This window comes from Sorangium sp. So ce426 (assembly GCF_051475585.1).
GTDB lineage: Bacteria > Myxococcota_A > Polyangia > Polyangiales > Polyangiaceae > Sorangium > Sorangium cellulosum_B.
On sequence record NZ_CP150341.1, the window covers coordinates 448,442 to 467,786 of the forward strand.

Below are 19,345 nucleotides of genomic sequence, written 5' to 3' on the forward strand. Positions count from 1 at the left end.
GGCAAGCGCGGGCGGCGCCGGTGTCGGGGCGCGGCGTGGCGAGGCGGACAGAACGGCGCAAAAGGCGCCGCAGCACGCTGTTTTTGTGCCGTCGCACGGTCGCTTCGCCACACGGCTCGCGCCGTCGCGAGGCCGCGCTGGCGCGCGGTCGCTCCGTCAGACGCTCGCGTCGCTGCGCGGTCGCTCCGTCACACGCTCGCGCCGCTGCGCGGTCGCTCGGTCACACGCCCGCGTCGCTGCGCGGTCGCTCGGTCACACGCCCGCGCCGCTGCGCGGTCGCTCGGTCACACGCCCGCGCCGCTGCGCGGTCGCGTTGCCCACGCGCCGCCACGCCGTCGATCCCTGGCCGAATCGTCCTCGAAACGATCTCGCAGCGCGCCTCACGCGCGTCACGGAAGGCGAGACGGAAGAGGGCACTTCTGGTTGGATAGGGCCACCCCCGGAGACAAACCACCGTGCGCCTGCTCATCCAGCACCGGACCCGTTACACCTATCCCCGCCCCGCCTCGCTCGGCCCGCAGCTCATCCGGCTGCGGCCCGCGACGCACGCGAAGGCGAAGATCGAGTCGTACAGCCTGAAGATCGACCCGCAGATCGCGGCGCGCTGGCAGCAGGACCCGTACGGCAACCACGTCGCGCGGGTGCTCTTGCCCGCGGGCGAGCGCGTCCCTCACCTCGACATCCTCGTCGAGCTCGCGGTCAGCGTGCGCCCCGTGAACCCGTTCGACTTCTACCTGGACGAGCGCGCGGAGAAGGTCCCGTTCGCGTATCCGGCCGAGCTCAAGCAGGACCTCACCCCCTTCCTCGACAGCGCCGATCCGTCGCTCGCCCGCGGCCCGCTGCTCGACGAGTTCCTGGCCGGGCTGCCCTCGAAGGGCGACACCGTGTCGCTCCTCGTCGCGCTGAACACCGCCGTGAACCGGCGCATCAGGTACGTCATCCGCGAGGAGGCCGGCATCTGGACGCCGGAGGAGACGCTCGCGCAAGGGCGCGGCAGCTGCCGCGACTCGGCGGTGCTGCTCATCGCGGCGCTCCGGTCGCGCGGGCTCGCCGCGCGCTTCGTGAGCGGCTACCTCGTGCAGCTCACGGACGAGGGGATGATCCCCGACCAGCCGCGCGGCGTGAGCCGCGACGTCGTCGACCTGCACGCGTGGGCCGAGGTCTTCCTCCCGGGCGCAGGCTGGATCGGCCTCGACGCGACGAGCGGCCTGCTCTGCGGCGAAGGCCACATCCCGCTCGCCTGCACCGCCTCGCCCGCGCTCGCGGCGCCGGTCGAGGGCACGAGCGACACGCGCGCGACCGACGTGACCTTCGAGATGAAGGTCGGGCGGCTCGGCCACGAGCCGCGGCCCACCACGCCCTACGAGGAGCCCGTGTGGCAGGAGCTCCTTTCCGTGGCCGATCGCGCGGACGAGCGGCTCGCCGCCGCGGGCCTCTCCCTGACCATGGGCGGCGAGCCGACCTTCAACTCGCGCGAGTACCCGGACGCGCCCGAGTGGTGCGAGGGCGCGCTCGGCCCGACGAAGTGGTCGCAAGGGCTCCGGCTCGCGCACGAGCTCCGGCGCCGGATCACGCCGGGCGGCGTCCTGCTGCTCCGCGCCGGCAAGCACTACCCCGGCGAGAGCCTGCCCCGCTGGGCGCTCGAGATCATCGGCCGGCGCGACGGCGTCCCGATCTGGACCGAGATGTCCCAGGCGCGCCACGCCGATCCGGCGACCAGCGCGTCGCGCGGGCGCGGCGTCGAGCTCTCTCGGAGGTTCGCCGACGCGCTCGCGGCGCGGCTCGGGCTGGCCGACTTCCTGATGCCGGCCCTCGAGGACCCCTGGCGCCACCTCCAGGACGAGGCGAGCCTGCCCACCGACGTCGACCCGCTCAAGGCGAACCTCGACGACGCGGAGGAGCGGCGGCGCCTCGCGCGCGTCCTCGATCGCGGGCTCGGGCGAGAGGTCGGCTTCGTCCTGCCCCTCGCGCGCCAGTGGGGGTCGTGGATCAGCGAGCGCTGGGGCTTCCGGCGCGGGCACCTCTTCCTGCTCCCGGGCGACAGCTCCATCGGCCTGCGCCTCCCGCTCCGCTCGCTCGTCGCGGTGGCCCCGCCGCCGCCGATCGAGGAGCTCGTGTCGCCGCCCGACCCGCGGCGCGGCGAGCCCGAGGCCGACGAGGAGGAAGAGAGGCAGCGCCGCGTCCAGCTCCTCGAGGGCGACGGCGACCCGGAGCACGCCGAGACGGCGCGCGCGCGCGCGGCCCAGCGGCACGCCCACGACGGCGAGCGCGCCGCGCATCACGCCCAGCGCGCCGCGCCCGCCGCGGGGCGATCGGGCTACGGCGTGCGCACGGCGCTCTGCGTCGAGACGCGCGACGGCCTCGTCCACGTCTTCTTGCCGCCGCTCCTCGCGCCGGCCGACTTCTTCGAGCTCATCGCCGCGATCGACGCGACCCGGCAGGAGACGGGCATCGACGTGCTGCTCGAGGGGTACCCGCCCCCGGCCGGCGCGAACGTGCTCCGCTTCTCGGTGACGCCGGACCCGGGCGTGCTCGAGGTGAACCTGCCGCCCTCCGACGGGGTGCGCGCGTACGCGTCGCTCGTGGAGACGGTGTTCGACGCGTCGCTCCACAGCGGCCTGCACTGCGAGAAATACCTGATCGACGGGCGCATGGCGGGGAGCGGGGGCGGCCATCACCTCACGTTCGGCGGCCCGACGCCGCTCTCGAGTCCCTTCCTGCGCCGGCCGGATCTGCTGGCCAGCCTGCTCACGTTCAACCAGCACCACCCGTCGCTCTCGTACATGTTCGCCGGCCTCTTCGTCGGCCCGACGTCGCAGGCGCCGCGCGTGGACGAGGCGCGCCACGAGAACCTCTACGAGCTGGAGATCGCGCTCTCGCGCGCGTTCGAGCGCCGGCAGAACGAGCCGGCGTGGCTCTCGGACCTCCTGTTCCGCCACCTGCTCGTGGACATGACGGGCAACACGCACCGCGCCGAGGTGAGCATCGACAAGCTGTTCGATCCGCAGACGGCGCACGGCCGGCAGGGGCTCATCGAGCTGCGCGCCTTCGAGATGCCGCCGCACTTCCGGATGGCGGTCGCCCAGGCGCTCCTCGTCCGCACGCTGCTCGCCTCGTTCGCCGAGGAGCCGTACGCGGGCCGGCTCGTGCGCTGGGGCCAGGCGCTGCACGACCGCTTCCTCTTGCCGTACTACCTGTGGCGCGACTTCGAGGACGTGCTCGATCACCTGAAGCAGCGCGGGCTCGCCCTGCCCGCGGACGCGTACAGGCCGTTCATCGAGCTGCGCTGCCCGGTGGTGGGCACGCTGCACGCCGGCGACGTGGTGCTGGAGGTGCGCAACGCGATCGAGCCGTGGCACGTGCTCGGCGAGGAGCTGACGACGACGGGCACGTCGCGCTACGTGGACTCGTCGATGGAGCGCATCGAGGTGCGGGTGCAGGGGCTCACGCCGGAGCGCCACACGGTGCTCGTGAACGGCCACGTGCTGCCGCTCCGGCCGACGGGGACGGCGGGCGAGCACGTGGGCGGCGTGCGGTTCCGCGCCTGGGCGCCGCCGCACAGCCTGCACGCGCACATCGGCATCCACCACCCGGTCCACATCGACATCCTGGACACGTGGGGCAAGCGCTCGATCGGCGCGTGCGCCTACCACGTGTGGCACCCCGAGGGCCGCGCCTTCGACGCCGCGCCGCTCACGCGGTTCGAGGCGTCGGCGCGGCGCGCGCAGCGGTTCACGATCGAGGGGCCGACGCCCTGGCCGGTGACCGCGAAGCAGGCGATCGCCCACGGCGACGCGCCCTGCACGCTGGATCTACGGCGCTACGCCGTGGACCGGCCGCCGCCCAAGCCGCAGAAGCCCGAGGACGAGGGGTGAGCCGCGGGGCCGCGCTGCGGTGAGACCCAGCGCGGCCGGAGGCTCACCTGGACGGAGGTCCGGGCCTCACGGTCGAGCCGGGTGTGACACTTTGGCCCAGCGCGCACGCCCGGCGCGCCGCGCCGAAAGTCCCGGCGCCGACGCCGCCGAGCGCCGCCATGGCCTCCTCCGCTGTGGCGATTTGCCTTCTCGCGGGGACCCCCACGTCCGCCGGCCGGGGCGCTCGGGTGACCCGGAGCTCCGGCGCCGAGCTCGCTTTGCGCGGCATAACGGCTCTCCAGGTCCGCGGACCAGCGGGTGAGTCGCGTCAGAACAGCGATTGGTACACCCCCTGCTTGAGTGTTCGATGTCCCCTGCATCGCATGCGGACAGTACACCACGAAGGAGGACAACCCATGTTGCGCAAGGTGCTCGCAGTGCTCTTGGTCTCCACGATTCCCCTGGCCGCCGGCTGTTTCGTCGACGCGGACGACGACAAGGACGAAGGCGAGGACGACTGCATCACGGCGTGTTCGACGGATCGAGACGATTGCATCGCGGCGTGCGACGACGACGGCGATTGCGTCACGGCGTGCGAAGAGGAGCACGACTGCGACTCGCTCTGCATCTGAGCGCGCCGCGCCGTCGCTGGTTCAGTGATGTCGCCCGGCCAGGCGCCGCGAGAGCCTGGCCGCGAGCGACGGGCGCGTCCGGATCACGTGCCGCATCGGCCGGATCCCGGAGGGGAAGGCGGCCTCGGCGAGCGAGGGCATGAGCGCCTCGTCGACGTTCTTGAGGGCGACCACGCGCTCTTCCCTCCGCTCGATCCAGAGGAGCTCGCCGTCGCCGGCGCGCCCGAGCCGCGGCTCGTCGTCGGCGATCGGCGCGCCGTCGTAGAGCTGCCACAGCGCGGCCTCGACGCCCGCCGCGGCGCCGGCGTCGTCCCACGCGGACGCCCACGCCGTGCCGATCGCGTCCGTCTTCCGATCGCGCACAAACAGGGCGCGATCGCCGTCCCAGGCCGCGGCCAGCGCGCGCATGTCGCCGAGATCGGCCGCGCCCTCGAGCGGGCGCAGGAGCAGGTAGGTGAGCCACTCACCGAGGGTGTCCCAGTCGAGCCGCTCGAGCCGGTCGTCGAGCGTCGACGGCATCTCGTCCAGGCCGACGCCGACCTCGGGGTCCTGGGCGTCGAGGGCGAGGATCTGCTGGGTGCTCGTGGGCGCCCGCGTCGTGAAGAGCGCGTCCTCGCTCGACCAGTCGAACGGCGGGAGCCTGTCGATGACGGGCGTCGCCGCGCTCGCGCCGGTCAGGTTGTGAGCGCAGTACTCGAGCCCGAAGCTGTAGGCGAACGATGGATACGCCATGAACAAGAGGGGGAGATCGCTCTCGGCGAGGAGCTCCTCCCGGCGCGCGTGCACCGAGGCCAGGAGCGGGCCCCAGTCCACGAGGTGCAGATCGGCGTCGAGGTGCTCCTGCATGATGAAGCGCCCCTCCGCGAGCGTCGCGTCGCCCTCGGTGACCGCCCGCTGCGCGAGGAACGCGTCGCTCGTGAGCGTGTCGTCCTGGTCCGGCGCCAGGTCGAAATGCTGATCCTGGAGCCCGTGCACGTACTCGTGGATGAGGACGGAGTCGTCCACCTGGCCGATGAGCGTGATGCCGTTGCTCTCGAGAGAGTACCACGCAGCGGCCCAGTCCCCCGAGCGAGCCAGCGTCTTCCGGAGGTCCGCGTCGACGGCGAAGTAGCCGAGGCGGCCGTAGGTCGCGGCCATCTCCGCGAGATCGTCCTCCTCGGCGGCGGCCGCGGCCGCCTCCTGGTCCGCCTCGTACTCGTCCCGCGTGATCGTGACGACCGCTACGGCGTGGCGGAACGACAGCTCGCGCACCTGCTCGGCGCGCTTCGCGAGCCGGGCGAAGCGGCGCTCCTCCTCGGATGGCTCGTCGCTGCAGCCGGCGATCGTCGGGATGACGGACAGCCCCACGAGAAGAGCGATGCCATCGAAGAATCGGTTCATGGTGGGCGGGCGCCTAGCACCGCATGTGCCGGGCTCCTCGTCGCGGCGTTCCCGGCCGAATCAGGCGATCCGGAGGCGCCCCCGCCTGCGCGTGGCGCGCGCGGCGGGGCGGCGCAGCGCGCGCCGTTGTGCCCTTGCGCAAGCGGTCGCGCGATTGCGCAATGGGCCGTCCGCTCGACGCGCCGCCGCCCCCGGGAGGCCGGCGCGCAGCCCGCCGCTGCGGTCCGTCCCGGCGAGCGACGCATGGCCGGAAGGGGAGGGGGATCAGGCCGCCGAGAGGTGGTGGCGCGCGAGGAGGTCGTTCTGGAGCCAGAGCAGCTTGTTGAAGGCGCGGAGGGTGCGCACCTCGGCTTCCCGGTCGAGGCCCAGCGAAAGGATGGTCTGGAGCAGGGCGTCCGACACGAAGCCCATGAGCGCGTTCATCTGCACGAGCGGGACGACGACCTCGGGATTGCCGGCCTTCGCGGTGTGGATCTTCCCCACCATGTCGAGGTAGGTGACCATCTTCGGATCATACGGGTGGGTCACGAGCCGGACGAGGTAGGTTGAGAGGTGCTGCTTGCGGAACTTGATCTGCTCGTGGTCCAGCGTGAGCGACGCGAGGTCGGCCGGGGGCGCCCCCTCGTAGCCGTGCTGCTTCGGCACGAAGTGGCGCTTCGTGGCGTCGTAGAGGAACAGCTTCTCGTACACCGCGTCGACGAGCGCCTCGACCCGGGGGGCGAGGTGCGGCGCGGCGCCGTGGATCGCCGCGATGTCCGCCTCGCCGAAGCCGACAAACTCGATGAGATACCCGAACCGATACTCGAGATCTGACTCCAGACGGCTCTCGTCGATGTGTTTCATCACGACGGTTCTCCTCCGCGTCTTCGCCGGCGGCGTGCCGCGAGACAACGCAGGGTGAAGACACCGGACCAGCTGTCGCCTGTCAAGCCTTGATGTGACAGGCCGCGGCGGTCGTACCGCGCGACAGGGCCGCCGCGTCGTCTGCTCGAACACGTTCGTCACGTCCGTCACGTCGATCACGTCCATCACGTCCATCACGTCCATCACGTCCATCACCGAGAGATCTCTGCTGCCGTGTCCGCTCGCGAGCGCCCGGCGGGGATCCGACGGCGCGCGCCGCTCGCTGGTCACCGCGCCGGTGGAGGTAGGGGGAGCTCCGATCTGGAGAGCAGGCGGCCACCGATGGCTGAGCTGTCCCGCCGCCCTTATGGCCAGGGTTCGGTGGGAGCGCGTTCGTCCTCTCACCGCAGCGCAGCGTCAGGAGGAGGTTATGCAGAACACTGGACCGACAGCGGATCCGAAAGGCGCGGGCCCGAAGCCGCCTTTCGAGGGCAAGACACAGGAGCGTCCCGGAATCGAAGCCAGGATGGAGCCGAGGCCCGATTACGGCGAGTCGTCGTACAAGGGGCTCGGCCGGCTGAAGGACCGCATCGCGCTGATCACCGGAGGGGACAGCGGGATCGGCCGCGCCGTCGCGCTCGCGTTCGCCCGCGAGGGGGCCCACGTGGCGATCTCCTACCTGAGCGAGCACGAGGACGCGAAGGAGACGGCGCGGGTCATCAAGGAGGCCGGGCGCGAGGCGCTCACGCTGCCCGGCGACCTGGCCGACGAGGCCCATTGCCGGAAGGTGGTCGAAGAGGTGGCGCGTAAATTCGGGCGCATCGATGTCCTCGTGAACAACGCGGCGGAGCAGGGCAAGGCCGTCGAGCGGTTCGAGGACATCGACGCCGCGCGCCTCGAGCGCACCTTCCGCGTCAACATCCTGGCCATGTTTCACATGATCCGGTACGCGCTGCCGCACATGAAGGAAGGCGGCTCGATCATCAACGTCGCCTCGATCCAGGCGTACCAGCCGAGCCCGCAGATCCTCGATTACGCGTCCACCAAGGGGGCGATCGTCACCTTCAGCAAGGGCCTGGCGCAGGACCTCATCGAGCGTGGCATCCGCGTCAACGTCGTCGCGCCCGGCCCCGTGTGGACGCCGCTCATCCAGCAATCGTTCGACAAGGAGAAGGTGGCCACCTTCGGCAAGAATCATCCAATGGAGCGCCCGGCGCAGCCGGCCGAGCTCGCCCCGGCGTTCGTGTTCCTGGCCTCGAACGAGGCGATCTACGTCAACGGCGAGGTCCTCGGCGTAACCGGCGGCAAACCTCTCTCCTGAGGGGCTCACCCGCACAGGAGACGGGCCCACCTCGACGTTTTCGGTGCTCAGCGTACAAGAGTACGCTTCCGCGCCGAAAACGCCGATCTGGGCCCGTCTCCTGTGCGGGTGAGCCCCGCTTCGGGGTAGAGGGGCGCGTCAGGGATCGGTGAGCTGCTTCAGGTCGACGCTGACGCCGAGGTGGTTGAGCGCGTCCTCGGGGCGGGTGAAGATGCCCATCGGCTTTGTATAGCCCTTCGAAAGCCGGCCTAGCTGGAGCACCCCGGTCGCGCTCTTCAGGAGGACCGCGGTCTTCTTGAAGCCTTCCGTCAGCCGCGTGTGACAGTGAGCGAACGCATTCTCGAACCCGGCGTCGTTGCGCAGCGGTGCGTCGCGGGCGTCGACGAGCAGCAGGGTGTGCCGCCTGGCGATCGCCTCGAGCGACCGATTGATGCGGTCGAAGCTCAGCTCGATCGCCGCAATGCTCGGATAGTTCAGCGAATATCGCTTGATGAGCACGAGCTGCTGAGCGGGGTCGTGATGGACGACCGCGTACGGGTCCCGCTCGATCTCGCGCAATCCGAGGAAGGCCACGACGGAATGGTATGTCTGTTCGCCCGGGGCGTCGACCCCCGCGGCGCGGCGCGGCATGGCGGCTCGCGGCGGCTCACCGGTCACCCGCAATCCGCCCCGCACCGCGCCTCTTCGCATGCGAAGACCGCCCCGGCAGCCTGCACGCCGTCCGCGTGCATCGCCGAGCACGCCTCCAGGCAGCCATCTCCGTCCGCACGGCACGCATCCACGCACGCGAGCATTGCCCTGCACGACGGCTCGGCGACGCACGCGTTCATCTCGGCTGCGCACCCTGTCAACCGGCAGGACGCGCAAGGGGACAGCGCGTCTCGCGATGGGCATTGCGCGCTGCACCGCTCGGACGCGCAGCCGCCCTCGAGGAAGATGCCCGAGATGCCCGCCCGGTGCGCCGTCAGGCACGCCTGCTCGCAAGCCACGTCCTCCGCCGCGCAGCCGAGGAGGCAGTTGCCCAGCGCGGCGCACTCCGCGCTCCGCTGGCACGCGCAATAGCTCTCCTGGCAGCGCAGGGCGAGGCAGGTCGTGCACGGGTCGCCGAGCGACGCACAGTCGTAGACCGCCTCTCCCCCCGCGCCGCCGCCGGCCGTCGTGGAGCTCGCGCCTGCGCCAGCGCCGCCAGCGCCCCCGCCGGAGCCGCCCGCGCCCCCGCTGCCCATGCCTGCGCCGCCGGAGCCGCCCGTGCCCCCGCCGGCGCCGCCCGTGCCTCCGCCGGAGCCGCCCGTGCCCCCGCCGGCGCCGCCCGTCCCGGGGCTGCCGTCCGTCGAGCTGCAGGCCGCCGCAAGGAGCGCCGCGGCGGCGCACGTCTTCCAGGAAGAGAAGGCCATGGTCGACGCTACCGCGAAGGCCGCCGGCGGCTCAAGGTGAGGTGAGGAGGGAGCGCGCACCGATGCTACGGTGCCCGGCCGAGGAACCTCGCCATGATCGCCATCGTCAATCCAGAGCTGGATCGCTACGTTCACGACCACTCCGAGCCGCCGCCCGCGCTCCTCGATGAGCTGCGCGAGTTCACCCTGGCCCACGAGCCGAGGGCGGTCATGCAGGTCGGGCGGGTCGAAGGCGCCCTGCTCAGGATGCTGGTCGCGCTCATGCAGGCGCGCCGCGTGCTCGAGATCGGGACGTTCACCGGCTACTCGGCGCTCAGCATGGCCGAGGCGCTCCCGCCGGACGGCGAGCTCATCACGTGCGATCGCGACCCCGAGGTGGTCCGCATCGCCCGATCGTTCTTCGACCGCAGCGAGCACGGCGGGAAGATCCGGATCGCGCTCGGCGACGCGCTCGCCACCCTCCGCGCCATGCCGGCGAGCCCCGCCTTCGATCTCGTGTTCATCGACGCCGACAAGGAGCGGTATCCGGCCTACTACGACGAGGCCCTCCCGCGCCTCCGCAGCGGCGGGCTGATCGTCGCCGACAACACCCTCTGGAGCGGCGAGGTCCTCGCCCCCGAGAGCGCGGACGGCCGCGCCATCGCCGCCTTCAACGATCTCGTCTTCCGCGATCCCCGGGTCGAGAAGGTCATGCTCACCGTGCGCGACGGGGTGACGCTCGCGCGCAAGCGCTGAAGGCCGGGCGCGGCGGGCGTGCGGCAGCGCGCCGCGAGCGCCGGTGGCGCGTCCGAAATCCTGGCCGGATCCCGGGCGCGCGGCGCTAGAGTCGGGCCAGCATGCTGCTCGCCATCGACGTCGGGAACACCAACATCAGCTTCGGGGTGCTGGAGGGCGAGGTGCTCCAGCACCACCTCCGCTGCGAGAGCGCGCGCTCCCGCACCTCGGACGAGTACGCCGTGCTCGTCCGGCAGATGCTCGACCTCCGCCGCGTCGACCTCGCCCGCATCGACAGCGCGATCGTCGCGAGCGTCGTGCCGACGCTGACCGACACGATGGTGGGGCTCGTCGAGCGGGCGTTCGGGATCGAGCCGCTCGTCGTGGGGCCCGGCATCAAGACCGGCATGGCCATCCTCTACGAGAACCCGCGCGAGGTCGGCGCCGACCGGATCGTCAACGCGGTCGCGGCGCACGAGTGGGTGCGCCGGCAGCCCGAGCCCGCGCCCCGCGCCGCGCCGGCGCGAGCGCACGCGGCCGAGCCCGACCGGGGGGATCACGCCGCCGCCGGCGTCATCGTCGTCGACTTCGGCACGGCGACGACGTTCGACTGCGTGACCCCGAAGGGAGAGTACCTGGGCGGCGTCATCGCGCCGGGCATCCAGATCAGCGCCGAGGCGCTCTTCTCCCGCGCCGCGCGGCTGTCCCGCGTCGAGATCGCGCTCCCGCCCCGGGTCGTCGGCCGCAACCCCGTCCACTCGATGCAGTCGGGCATCGTGTACGGCTACGCGGGGCTCGTCGACGGGCTCGTGGGCCGCCTCCGGCGGGAGCTCGGCTACCCGTGCCGCGTCATCGCGACCGGTGGCCTGGCGCGGCTCATCGCGCCGCAGACCGAGACCATCGAGGGGGTCGACGACGACCTGACGCTCACCGGGCTGCGCCTGATCTACGAGCGGAACGCCGAGCGAGGCGGCGGGCACGCCCCGCTGCCGCCCGCGGGCGGAGGCGGCCAGGATTGACCTTGCCCGTGTCCGGCCGCGCCCCGCGCCGAGCGAGCGCGCCCTCCCTCCCGGCGCCGCCCGCGCCTGGCCGGGGCCTCCGCCGCGCGCTCGTCCTCGCCGCGGCGCCCGCGGCGCTCGTGCTCTCGCTCGTCCTCGCCGTCCTCCTCGGCGCCGAGCCCGTCTCGATCGCGCGCGCCGTCGCCGAGCCCGGCCTCGACCGGACCCTCCTCCTCGACGTGCGCCTGCCGCGCGTGCTCCTCGCGGCCGTCTCCGGCGCCGGCCTCGCGGCCGTGGGCGCCGCGTTCCAGGCGCTGCTCAGGAACCCGCTGGCCGAGCCGTACGTGCTGGGCGTCTCCGGCGGCTCCGCGCTCGGCGCCGCGGTCGCGATCGCGCTCGGCGTCGGCGCGACGACCGTCCTCGGCGCCACGCTCCTGCCCGCGGCGGCGCTCGCCGGCGGCCTCGTCGCGACGCTGCTCGTCTACGCCATCGCGCGCGGCGCGGCCGAGGGCACCTCCGGCGCCTCGATGCTCCTCGCCGGCGTCATCGTGAACGCCATCGCGGCGGGCCTCATCTCCTTCCTCAAGACGCTCGTCTCTCCCTCGCGCGCCCAGCAGCTGCTCCGGTGGCTCATCGGCTTCGTCGAGCTGCCCACGACCCCGGCCCTCCTCGGCGTCGCCGTCTACGTCGCCGCCGGCTGCGCCGTGCTCCTCGCCGACGCCGCGCGGCTGAACCTCCTCTCGCTCGGCGACGAGTCGGCCGGGACCCTGGGCGTCGACGTCCGCGCCGTCGAGCGCCGGGTCTTCCTCGCGTCCTCGTGCGTCGTCGGCGCGATCGTCAGCCGCACCGGCCTCATCGGCTTCGTCGGGCTCATCGTCCCGCACGCGGTCCGCCGGCTCTGCGGCGCGGATCACCGGCGGCTCCTGCCGCTGTCGCTCGTGGCCGGCGCCGTCCTGCTCGTCACGTGCGACCTCGTCGCGCGGCTCCTGTTCCGGTGGCTCGGCACCGAGCCGCCCGTGGGCGCGGTGACCGCGATGCTCGGCGGGCCGATGTTCCTCGTGCTGCTGCGGCGCTCGCCGCGCCTGTGAGGGCGCGGGCGCGTCAGGTCATGCCGAGGAGCTTGTTCATGCTGGCCTCGTCCGCCGGCGTGAACGGGTAGCGATCGAACTCGGCGCTCGTGACCCACCGGAACGCGTTCACGGCCAGCGAGGCGAGCTCGCCGCTCTTGATGTGGCACTCGTAGAGGTACAGGTCGACGACGTAGCGCTCGTAGGGGTGGCTCACGAACGAGATCAGCTGGCCCACCTCGATCTCGACGTCGAGCCGGTGGCGGACCTCGCGCTTCAGCGCGGCCGCGTCCGTCTCGGTCTCCTCCACGCGCCCCCCGGGGAACTCCCAGAGCATCGGGAGCACGGCGGTCGGCCGGCGCTGGGTGATCAGGTACCGGCCGTCCTGTTCAATCACGGCGGCGACCACGCGGATGGTGCGGACCATTTCCATGGCGAGTGCCTCAGGGCTGCTGCTGAGCGTACGATGGGGCGTCGGGTTGTGCGAGCGGGACGGGTCGCCGTCCTCGGGGCGCCGCTGGCGCGCGCTCAGACGTTGATGCGGAACAGTTGCTGACCCATGAGCAGGATGTCGCCGCCCGTGATCTCGGTCTCGCCGAGGACGCGGAGGAAGGTGCCGTTCGAGCTGCCGAGGTCCGTGAGGAACAGGCGGCCGCCCTGGAGCGAGATCTGGCAGTGGAGCCCGGAGACGTAGCCGTCCTCGGGGAAGAGGATGTCGCCGCGCTCGCGCCCGAGGTGCAGGCCGGTGTCGGGGACCGGGAACGCGTTGCCGGTCGCGTCCCTGCCGATGATGAGGGCGAGCCGCGCGACGTAGCCCTTCGAGGGGCTGCCGAGCCGCTCGACGCCGTCGGGGGTCGTGGGCGCCGGGGAGAGCGGCTCGACGCGGACGATCTCCTGGCCGATGCGGAAGACGTCGCCGTTGTCGAGCTGCACCGGCGTGTCCCTGCGCAGCCTGCGGTAGACGCCGTTCAGCGAGCCCTCGTCCTTGACGAAGAGCCGCCCGCCCTTGATCGAGAACGTCGCGTGGCGCGGCGAGAGGTAACTGTCGCCGCCGAAGATCGTGCCCGAGTCGCGCCCGACCAGCGTGGGGTTCGTGGGCAGCGTGTACGAGCCGGCCTCGGTGCCGTCGGCACGGAGCGCCGTCAGCACGACGTTCGCGGCGCCCGACGTGGAGACGACCGGCGTGGAGGGCTGCGCGGCCTGGCCCGCCGGCTTGACGAGCTTGAAGCCGCACAGCGCGCAGAACTTGTTCGACGGCGGGTTGGGCTCCTGGCACTGGGGACAGACGACCGTCCCTGCGCCGGCCGCCGCCGCCGGCGTCGCGGGCGCGGCCGCCGCGGCCTTCTTGCTGGCGCCGGTGTCCTCCCCGCGGGCCGGGGCGATGAACGCCGCGGGATCGACGAGCGCGGGCGGCGGGGGCGCGACCGCGGGGCCCTTCTGGGCGCCCGTGCCGATGGCGGTCGGCTCATCGCCGTAGTCCTTCGCCCGCGAAGCCGCGGGCACGCCGTGGGGCGGGGTGCCTGCCGCGAACTTCTTGGGCGAAACGTCGCGAGGCAGCTCGGCGCCGCAGCCGAGGCAGAACTTGTAATGGTCCTGATTTTCCTTGGAGCACTTCGGGCAGGTGATCACCACGCCTCCTCACAACGAGCGACCGGGCTGGGTCCCAGGGCGAACGGCGGCGGGAGCATATTCGCCGCGGCGGCCCTCTGTCGACTGTCTGTCGCTCCTCCGCCCCTCGAGCGGGGGTCGCGCGCCGCCGCCCGCCCGTTCGCCGAAGCGATTCCGCCCGGCAAATCGCAGCTCGCCGGGCGCGGGCGGCCGCGGTTTTCCGCGGCGCGGGCGGCCGCGTTTTGTCGGGCGCGGGTGGCCCGGCTTGCGGAGCTCGTCGGGCGCGGGCGGCCGGGCTCGTCGGGCGCCGGCGGCGTGGCTCACTTGGAGAGGAGCGCGAGCGCATCACGCACGAGGTCGCCGAGCGGGGCGCTGTCGACGCGCGCGCCGAGGGCGGTGACGGCGCGCTCCGCCTCGGCCGGGCGGTAGCCCATGCGGGTGAGCGCGCCGTGCAGGAGGTCCTGCTTGGCGCCGGTGGCCGCGGGCGGCGGGGCCGCGGGGGAGAGCGGGGCCGCGGGGAGGTGGACGAGCTTGTCCTTCAGCTCGAGGACGAGGCGCTCGGCGGTCTTCTTGCCGACGCCGGGGATGGCGGTGAGGCGCGCGGTCTCCCGGCGGGAGATCACCGCGGCGAGCTCCCCCGCGCCGAGCGCGCTGAGGATGGCCATCGCGATCTTCGGGCCGATGCTGGAGATGCCGATGAGCACGCGGAAGGCCGCCCGGTCCTCGCGCGTCGCGAAGCCGTACAGGAGGAGCGCGTCCTCGCGCACGTGGGTGTGGACGAACAGGGTGATCGCGTCCGAGCCGGCCTTCGCGTTCGCGGCGATGCCGCGCGCGCGCCCCACGGCCCCGAGCGGGACGGTCACCTCGTAGCCGACCCCGCTGACGTCGAGGACGACCGTGCCCTCGTCGCCTTCTTCCACGACGTGGCCGGAGAGCCGGCCGATCAATTGACCTTGGCCCCTTGCTGGATCCACCTGCGGATGGCGTCGCGCTCCGCCGAGGGCAGGAGGTCGCCGCCAAAGGGCATCGGGTCCCCGCAGCCGTCGGGGGCGCACTCGAGGTCCCCGCAGCTCAGGGTGTCGTCGAGCTTGTGCATGAGGAAGCTGTTCGCGGGGTCGCCGGCCGTGATGCGCGGCATCCCGGAGGGCGCCCTCGACGCGGCGCCGACGTTCTGGGCCACGATCGCGTCGATCTGCGCCTGCGTGGCCTGCTCGCTCAGCGTCGGGCCGAGGTACGCGAACCCGGCCGAGCCGGCCTCGGCGCCGTGGCACGTCGAGCTGAACGAGCAGGACCGCTGGAAGATGGGGAGGACCTCGCCCGCGAAGCTCACCTCGGGCGTGGCGCCGTCGAACTTGCTGTAGTCGAAGCACGCCGTCGCCGCGGGCCCGGGGCCGTCGTCACCGCAGCCGGCGCCGGCGCACGCCGTCGCGACAAGGAAAATCAGGAAGAGTTTCCGCACGTTCACCCCTCGCACCCAGATCTCGGGCTGGGACCCTAGCAGAACTGCGCGCGCTCCGTAACGCGTGACGTCGCGCCGCCCACCTCGGGTCGCGCGCGGTTGTTCCGGCGCGGCGCGCGCGGCGCGTTGCCCCGTCGGGGGCGCGGCGCCCCGCCGCGGGGCGCGGAGATCGCCGCGCGTTTGGCCGGCCGGCGCGGCGGCGGGTAGGCTGGGCGTCCCATGAGGATTGGCCTGGGCATCGGCTCGACGGCGCTCGCGCTCGCCGCGCTCAACGTCGGTTGCGGCGGAGGGCACGACGCGGTCGAACGACAGCTCTCCGAGCTGCGCGCGGAGCTCGTCAGGGTGCGCGCGGAGAACGCGGTGCTCGCGGATCGTGTGGGCTCGCTGGAGCGCTCGCGGGGCGGCGCCCGCGGCGCGGCGCGCCCTGACGAGGCCGGGGCGCGCGCCGTGCTCCCGGAGGAGCCGGACAGGCCCGACCTCGAGGTGGTGCGGCTCGCGCCGGAGGACGACGGCGCGCGGCCGCCGGTGCTCCGCTCGACAGCGAACGGCGCCGTGATCGAAGAGCCCCCGGGCGGGTCGCCGCCGCCGAGCCCGCCCCCCTCCACCCTGTCGAGGCGCAAGCGATGAAGTTCCCCGCGAAGGCAACGCTGGTCCTGGTCTCCCTGGCGATCGTCGCCGCGCCGCCGCTGGCGCGCGCTCAGGACCAGGGCGGCGAGGAGGGCGCCGGCCCGGGGCCGGGCGTCACCGTGGTCCAGCTCCCGAGGGGCGAGCCGACCGTCGAGACGCAGGTCGTGGTGCCGGGTTACCCGCAGCCGGGGTTCGATCCGAACGCCCACCTGCCCTCGAGCTCGCGGGGCACGACGGACACGTCCCGCCCGTCGGACGGCTTCGATCTGGGCCGCCGCAGCGAGGGCCCCGCCTCGGTGAAGGGCGGCGCGAACGGCAGCTACGTCGTCGAGGGGCAGTTCGTGCCCGAGTCGCACTCGGTGCGGCGCGGCGACACGCTCTGGGACATCTCGGGCAGGTACTACACGAACCCGTATGCGTGGCCGCAGGTCTGGGCGCTGAACCCGCAGCTCCAGAACCCGCACTGGATCTACCCGGGCGACCGGATCCGGCTCCGCGACCCGAGCGAGGGCCCGACCCGCGGCAGCATCGGGTTCGGCGCGAACCAGCTGAGTCGAGGGGGGCGGGTGCCGACGAAGACGATCTTCCTGCGCGAGCTCGGCTGGGTCGACGACGTGAAGAAGGACACGTGGGGGGAGCTCGTCGCGAGCCCCGACGACCAGATGCTCCTCAGCGAGGGCGACGACGTCTACCTCCGCCTCTCGGACGATCACGAGGTCTCGATCGGCCAGGAGCTGACGATCTTCCGCGAGATCAAGAAGGTGAAGAGCGGGGACGTGAAGGGCGAGCTCGTGACGGTGCGCGGCACGGCGCGCGTGGATCGTTACAACCCGAAGACGCACATGGTGCGCGCGCGGCTCATCGAGTCGCTCGACGTCGTCGAGCGCACGGACAGGGTCGGCGCGGTGCTGCGGCGCCTCGACGTGGTGCCGCCGGTGGGCGCCGAGGCGGATCTCGAGGCGAAGATCCTCGCGGCCGTCTACCCCTACCAGCTCGTCGGGCAGCACCAGGTGGTGTTCATCGACAAGGGCGAGAAGGACGGCGTGAAGCCGGGGCAGCGCTTCTTCGCGGTCCGGCGGGGCGACCGCTGGCTGCAGCAGCTCGGGAGCGCGGGCAGGCTGGCCACGGTCCGGCCGCGGGTGCAGGACGAGCGTCCGGCGCAGGTCGACGAGCCGAAGTTCGGCGTCGACGAGGAGCTGCTGCCGGACGAGACCTACGCCGAGCTGCGGGTCGTGCATGTGCGCGAGCGCACGGCTGCGGCGCTCGTGACCCACGCGATGTACGAGGTCGAGCGGGACGCGGTGCTTGTCTCGCGCAAGGGCCTCTGAGGATCGACCGCCTGCGGCGTTCCACGGCCAGGGTGTGCGGGGCGAAGCGTGCGGGGCGAAGCCCACGGGCCCGCGCCCGGTTGCGTGAGCGACAATGTCTCCACGAGCGGGGCGCCGGCGCGGTATGCTGTTCCGCCTGGCATGCGTCGCCTTCCCGAAGTCCAGTCCGAGCTGAGGGGAGTGGACGGCGATCCTCCCACGCAGCGCTCGTTCGACAGCGTGACGGATCGCTGCACCCCGCGGAGCGGATCGCTGGCCGAGGTGCTCGGCGAGGGGGTGGTGAGGGGGCCCCGTTCGAGCGCGGCGCCTCCGAGCCTCAACAGCACCCCGCCGGAGGCGCGCGGCCACGCGCTGCGGGAGCGCGGCAACCTGCTCCTCCGGCGGAACGACTACGTGGGCGCCGCGCGCGACTACGACGAGGCGCTCGCGCTCTTCCGGGCGACGGGCGACGTGCTCGGGCAGGCCCAGGTGTTCATGGATCGGGGCGCGCTGCGCCTGCGGGAGGGCGTGCCCGTGCAGGCGGTGCGCGACTACGACGAGGCGCTCACGCTGTTCCAGGCCGCGGGCGATCGCGCGGCGGAGGGCGACGCGCTGAGGGCGCGGGGCTTCGCGCGCGCCGAGGAGGGTGATCTCGGCGGCGCTGTGTGCGACTACGACCTGGCGATCCAGCTCTTCCTGCAGCTCGGCGATCGCGAGCCGCTCAAGCCCCGGGCCGGGTCGCGCGGGGCGGGCGCCGACGCGGACGTCCCGGGCCCCTCGGAGCCGCCGCGCGCCCGCCCTCACGGCGCCGCGCACGGGCGGGCGCTCAAGGCGCGCGGCGATCTGCGGGTCCGGCTCCGCAACCTGGCGGGCGCGGCGCGCGACTACAGCACCGCGCTCGCGCTGTTCCAGGACACGGGGGATCGGAGCGGGCAGGCCAGCGTGCTGAAGGCGCGGGGCGACATGCGGTTCGGCCAGGACAACGTGACGGGCGCCGCGCGCGACTACGACTGGGCGCTCACGCTCTACCAGGCGACCGAGGACCACCTCGGGCAGGCCGGCGCGCTCAAGGCGCGCGGCGATCTCCGGGTGCGGCAGGGGGATCTGGCGGGCGCCGAGAAGGACTACGACCAGGGGCTCGAGCTGTTCACGGCGACGCGCGACGTCCTGGGCCAGGCCGCGGTGCTCAAGGCGCGGGGCGATCTGCGCTCCGTGCAGGAGGACCTCGTGGACGCGGTGCGCGACTACGACCGGGCGCTCGCGCTGTTCCGCACGGGCTTCGAGCGCCGCGGGCAGGCCGCGACGCTCAAGGTGCGGGGTGATCTCCGCCGCAAGCAGTTCGAGCTGGTGGCCGAGCTCGTGGGCGTCGCGGCGGCCGACGCGTCGGACCTGGAGGAGGCGCTCTCGGACTACGAGCAGGCGCTCGCCCTGTTCGAGGTGCTCGAGGACGGCGCGGGTCAGGCCGGCGTGCTGCGGGCGCGGGGCGACCTGGCGCGCATCCAGGGGGATCTCGCCGGGGCGCTGTCGCTCTACCTCGGCGCGAAGCGGCTCCTGGACGTGTCGGGCAACGCCGCGGAGCTCTCGGCGACCCTCGCCGAGATCGCCCGGACGCACGCGCTCGCGGGCCGCGCGGCCGAGGCGCGCGCCGCGGCGGAGCAGGCGCTCGCGCGGGCCGATCGCGCGACCAGCGCCGAGTGCCGCGGGCTCGCGGAGGCGGTCCTCGCCGGCCGCGTCGTGGCCCGGGACGAGGCCTTCGCGAAGCGCGACTCCAGGGCGCCGAACGGCCTGAAGCGGTTCGACTGAGAGAGGCCCTGAGCCGCGCGGGGCGCGGAGGGCGCCCGGGCGAGCCTCCGCGCGCCTGGGCCTCCGCGGGCGGCGCGGCGCCGCGCCGGGGACCCGCGCGCCGCTCCCGGCGAGCGAGGACAGCCGTTGATGGCGCTGATGGCGAGTCGACCCGATCGACGGACAACCATCCTGACTCCGACCGATGCTGCCGAGAGCCGGGATGACCCGATAAGGGGTATCTCCTCCCCGAGAGCTCCGGAGTGCGCCGTCTACGTGTACGGCACAAATCCAGGCGCACCACGGCGCGGGTCGTAATGCCCGCTTCCGTACATGTCGGCATGGCATCGCGCCGCGGT

At 73.2% G+C, this 19,345-nt stretch carries 17 protein-coding genes; 9 read left to right on the forward strand and 8 right to left on the reverse strand.

Annotated elements, in window-relative coordinates:
- Window positions 1-455: 455 nt before the first annotated feature.
- Both WMF44_RS01670 and WMF44_RS01675 read left to right on the forward strand, forming a co-directional pair.
- Window positions 456-3,875 (forward strand): DUF2126 domain-containing protein, encoded by a 3,420-nt coding sequence (locus tag WMF44_RS01670; RefSeq protein WP_437297372.1) that lies wholly within the window; start codon window positions 456-458, stop codon window positions 3,873-3,875.
- A gap of 395 nt (window positions 3,876-4,270) precedes the next feature.
- Window positions 4,271-4,486, forward strand: coding sequence for a hypothetical protein (locus WMF44_RS01675; protein WP_437297373.1), 216 nt, complete (start codon window positions 4,271-4,273; stop codon window positions 4,484-4,486).
- 21 nt (window positions 4,487-4,507) lie between these two features.
- Here the strand turns inward: WMF44_RS01675 and WMF44_RS01680 are convergent, their stop codons facing one another.
- Window positions 4,508-5,866, reverse strand: coding sequence for a hypothetical protein (locus WMF44_RS01680; RefSeq protein ID WP_437297374.1), 1,359 nt, complete (start codon window positions 5,864-5,866; stop codon window positions 4,508-4,510).
- 264 nt (window positions 5,867-6,130) lie between these two features.
- Complete coding sequence (locus WMF44_RS01685; protein ID WP_437301518.1) at window positions 6,131-6,709, reverse strand: protoglobin family protein; 579 nt, start codon at window positions 6,707-6,709, stop codon at window positions 6,131-6,133.
- Between the two features lie 430 nt (window positions 6,710-7,139).
- On the opposite strand from WMF44_RS01685, the gene WMF44_RS01690 reads away from it, so the two are divergent.
- Window positions 7,140-8,030, forward strand: coding sequence for an SDR family oxidoreductase (locus tag WMF44_RS01690; protein WP_437297375.1), 891 nt, complete (start codon window positions 7,140-7,142; stop codon window positions 8,028-8,030).
- A gap of 138 nt (window positions 8,031-8,168) precedes the next feature.
- Here WMF44_RS01690 and WMF44_RS01695 read toward each other — a convergent pair whose 3' ends face one another.
- Both WMF44_RS01695 and WMF44_RS01700 read right to left on the reverse strand, forming a co-directional pair.
- Window positions 8,169-8,603, reverse strand: a complete 435-nt coding sequence (locus tag WMF44_RS01695) for a hypothetical protein (RefSeq protein WP_437297376.1) — start codon at window positions 8,601-8,603, stop codon at window positions 8,169-8,171.
- Between the two features lie 80 nt (window positions 8,604-8,683).
- Complete coding sequence (locus WMF44_RS01700; RefSeq protein ID WP_437297377.1) at window positions 8,684-9,424, reverse strand: hypothetical protein; 741 nt, start codon at window positions 9,422-9,424, stop codon at window positions 8,684-8,686.
- Between the two features lie 93 nt (window positions 9,425-9,517).
- Between WMF44_RS01700 and WMF44_RS01705 the strand changes: the two genes are divergently transcribed.
- From WMF44_RS01705 to WMF44_RS01715, 3 genes are all read left to right on the forward strand, one after another.
- The gene (locus tag WMF44_RS01705; RefSeq protein ID WP_437297378.1) at window positions 9,518-10,159 is read left to right on the forward strand and encodes an O-methyltransferase; all 642 of its coding nucleotides are present in this window, start codon (window positions 9,518-9,520) and stop codon (window positions 10,157-10,159) included.
- Between the two features lie 101 nt (window positions 10,160-10,260).
- Window positions 10,261-11,157, forward strand: a complete 897-nt coding sequence (locus tag WMF44_RS01710) for a type III pantothenate kinase (protein ID WP_437297379.1) — start codon at window positions 10,261-10,263, stop codon at window positions 11,155-11,157.
- Window positions 11,154-12,224 (forward strand): FecCD family ABC transporter permease, encoded by a 1,071-nt coding sequence (locus tag WMF44_RS01715; protein WP_437297380.1) that lies wholly within the window; start codon window positions 11,154-11,156, stop codon window positions 12,222-12,224. The genes WMF44_RS01710 and WMF44_RS01715 overlap by 4 nt, the downstream gene beginning before the upstream one ends.
- A gap of 13 nt (window positions 12,225-12,237) precedes the next feature.
- On the opposite strand, the gene WMF44_RS01720 is transcribed toward WMF44_RS01715, so the two are convergent.
- The 4 genes from WMF44_RS01720 to WMF44_RS01735 all read right to left on the reverse strand — a co-directional run bounded on the left by WMF44_RS01720 (window position 12,238) and on the right by WMF44_RS01735 (window position 15,270).
- The gene (locus WMF44_RS01720; RefSeq protein WP_012232930.1) at window positions 12,238-12,636 is read right to left on the reverse strand and encodes a (deoxy)nucleoside triphosphate pyrophosphohydrolase; all 399 of its coding nucleotides are present in this window, start codon (window positions 12,634-12,636) and stop codon (window positions 12,238-12,240) included.
- A gap of 95 nt (window positions 12,637-12,731) precedes the next feature.
- Complete coding sequence (locus WMF44_RS01725) at window positions 12,732-13,832, reverse strand: FHA domain-containing protein (RefSeq protein WP_437297381.1); 1,101 nt, start codon at window positions 13,830-13,832, stop codon at window positions 12,732-12,734.
- A gap of 299 nt (window positions 13,833-14,131) precedes the next feature.
- Window positions 14,132-14,785, reverse strand: a complete 654-nt coding sequence (ruvA, locus tag WMF44_RS01730; protein WP_437297382.1) for a Holliday junction branch migration protein RuvA — start codon at window positions 14,783-14,785, stop codon at window positions 14,132-14,134.
- The gene (locus WMF44_RS01735) at window positions 14,755-15,270 is read right to left on the reverse strand and encodes a hypothetical protein (RefSeq protein ID WP_437297383.1); all 516 of its coding nucleotides are present in this window, start codon (window positions 15,268-15,270) and stop codon (window positions 14,755-14,757) included. The genes ruvA and WMF44_RS01735 overlap by 31 nt, the downstream gene beginning before the upstream one ends.
- Before the next feature lie 219 nt (window positions 15,271-15,489).
- Here WMF44_RS01735 and WMF44_RS01740 point away from each other — a divergent pair, with 219 nt between their 5' ends.
- From WMF44_RS01740 to WMF44_RS01750, 3 genes are all read left to right on the forward strand, one after another.
- Window positions 15,490-15,897, forward strand: coding sequence for a hypothetical protein (locus tag WMF44_RS01740; protein WP_437297384.1), 408 nt, complete (start codon window positions 15,490-15,492; stop codon window positions 15,895-15,897).
- Complete coding sequence (locus tag WMF44_RS01745; protein ID WP_437297385.1) at window positions 15,894-17,225, forward strand: LysM peptidoglycan-binding domain-containing protein; 1,332 nt, start codon at window positions 15,894-15,896, stop codon at window positions 17,223-17,225. Before WMF44_RS01740 ends, WMF44_RS01745 begins: the two co-directional genes overlap by 4 nt.
- 141 nt (window positions 17,226-17,366) lie before the next feature.
- Window positions 17,367-19,007, forward strand: a complete 1,641-nt coding sequence (locus WMF44_RS01750) for a tetratricopeptide repeat protein (RefSeq protein ID WP_437297386.1) — start codon at window positions 17,367-17,369, stop codon at window positions 19,005-19,007.
- The last annotated feature ends 338 nt before the right edge of the window (window positions 19,008-19,345 follow it).

Bases quoted from the DNA above. Each gene is read 5' to 3' on its own strand.
- WMF44_RS01745 (WP_437297385.1), top strand. From the start codon at position 15,894: ATGAAGTTCCCCGCGAAGGCAACGCTGGTCCTGGTCTCCCTGGCGATC.
- WMF44_RS01705 (WP_437297378.1), top strand. From the start codon at position 9,518: ATGATCGCCATCGTCAATCCAGAGCTGGATCGCTACGTTCACGACCAC.
- WMF44_RS01750 (WP_437297386.1), top strand. From the start codon at position 17,367: ATGCGTCGCCTTCCCGAAGTCCAGTCCGAGCTGAGGGGAGTGGACGGC.
- WMF44_RS01680 (WP_437297374.1), bottom strand. From the start codon at position 5,866: ATGAACCGATTCTTCGATGGCATCGCTCTTCTCGTGGGGCTGTCCGTC.
- WMF44_RS01685 (WP_437301518.1), bottom strand. From the start codon at position 6,709: ATGAAACACATCGACGAGAGCCGTCTGGAGTCAGATCTCGAGTATCGG.
- WMF44_RS01675 (WP_437297373.1), top strand. From the start codon at position 4,271: ATGTTGCGCAAGGTGCTCGCAGTGCTCTTGGTCTCCACGATTCCCCTG.
- WMF44_RS01700 (WP_437297377.1), bottom strand. From the start codon at position 9,424: ATGGCCTTCTCTTCCTGGAAGACGTGCGCCGCCGCGGCGCTCCTTGCG.
- WMF44_RS01690 (WP_437297375.1), top strand. From the start codon at position 7,140: ATGCAGAACACTGGACCGACAGCGGATCCGAAAGGCGCGGGCCCGAAG.
- WMF44_RS01720 (WP_012232930.1), bottom strand. From the start codon at position 12,636: ATGGAAATGGTCCGCACCATCCGCGTGGTCGCCGCCGTGATTGAACAG.
- WMF44_RS01710 (WP_437297379.1), top strand. From the start codon at position 10,261: ATGCTGCTCGCCATCGACGTCGGGAACACCAACATCAGCTTCGGGGTG.
- WMF44_RS01740 (WP_437297384.1), top strand. From the start codon at position 15,490: ATGAGGATTGGCCTGGGCATCGGCTCGACGGCGCTCGCGCTCGCCGCG.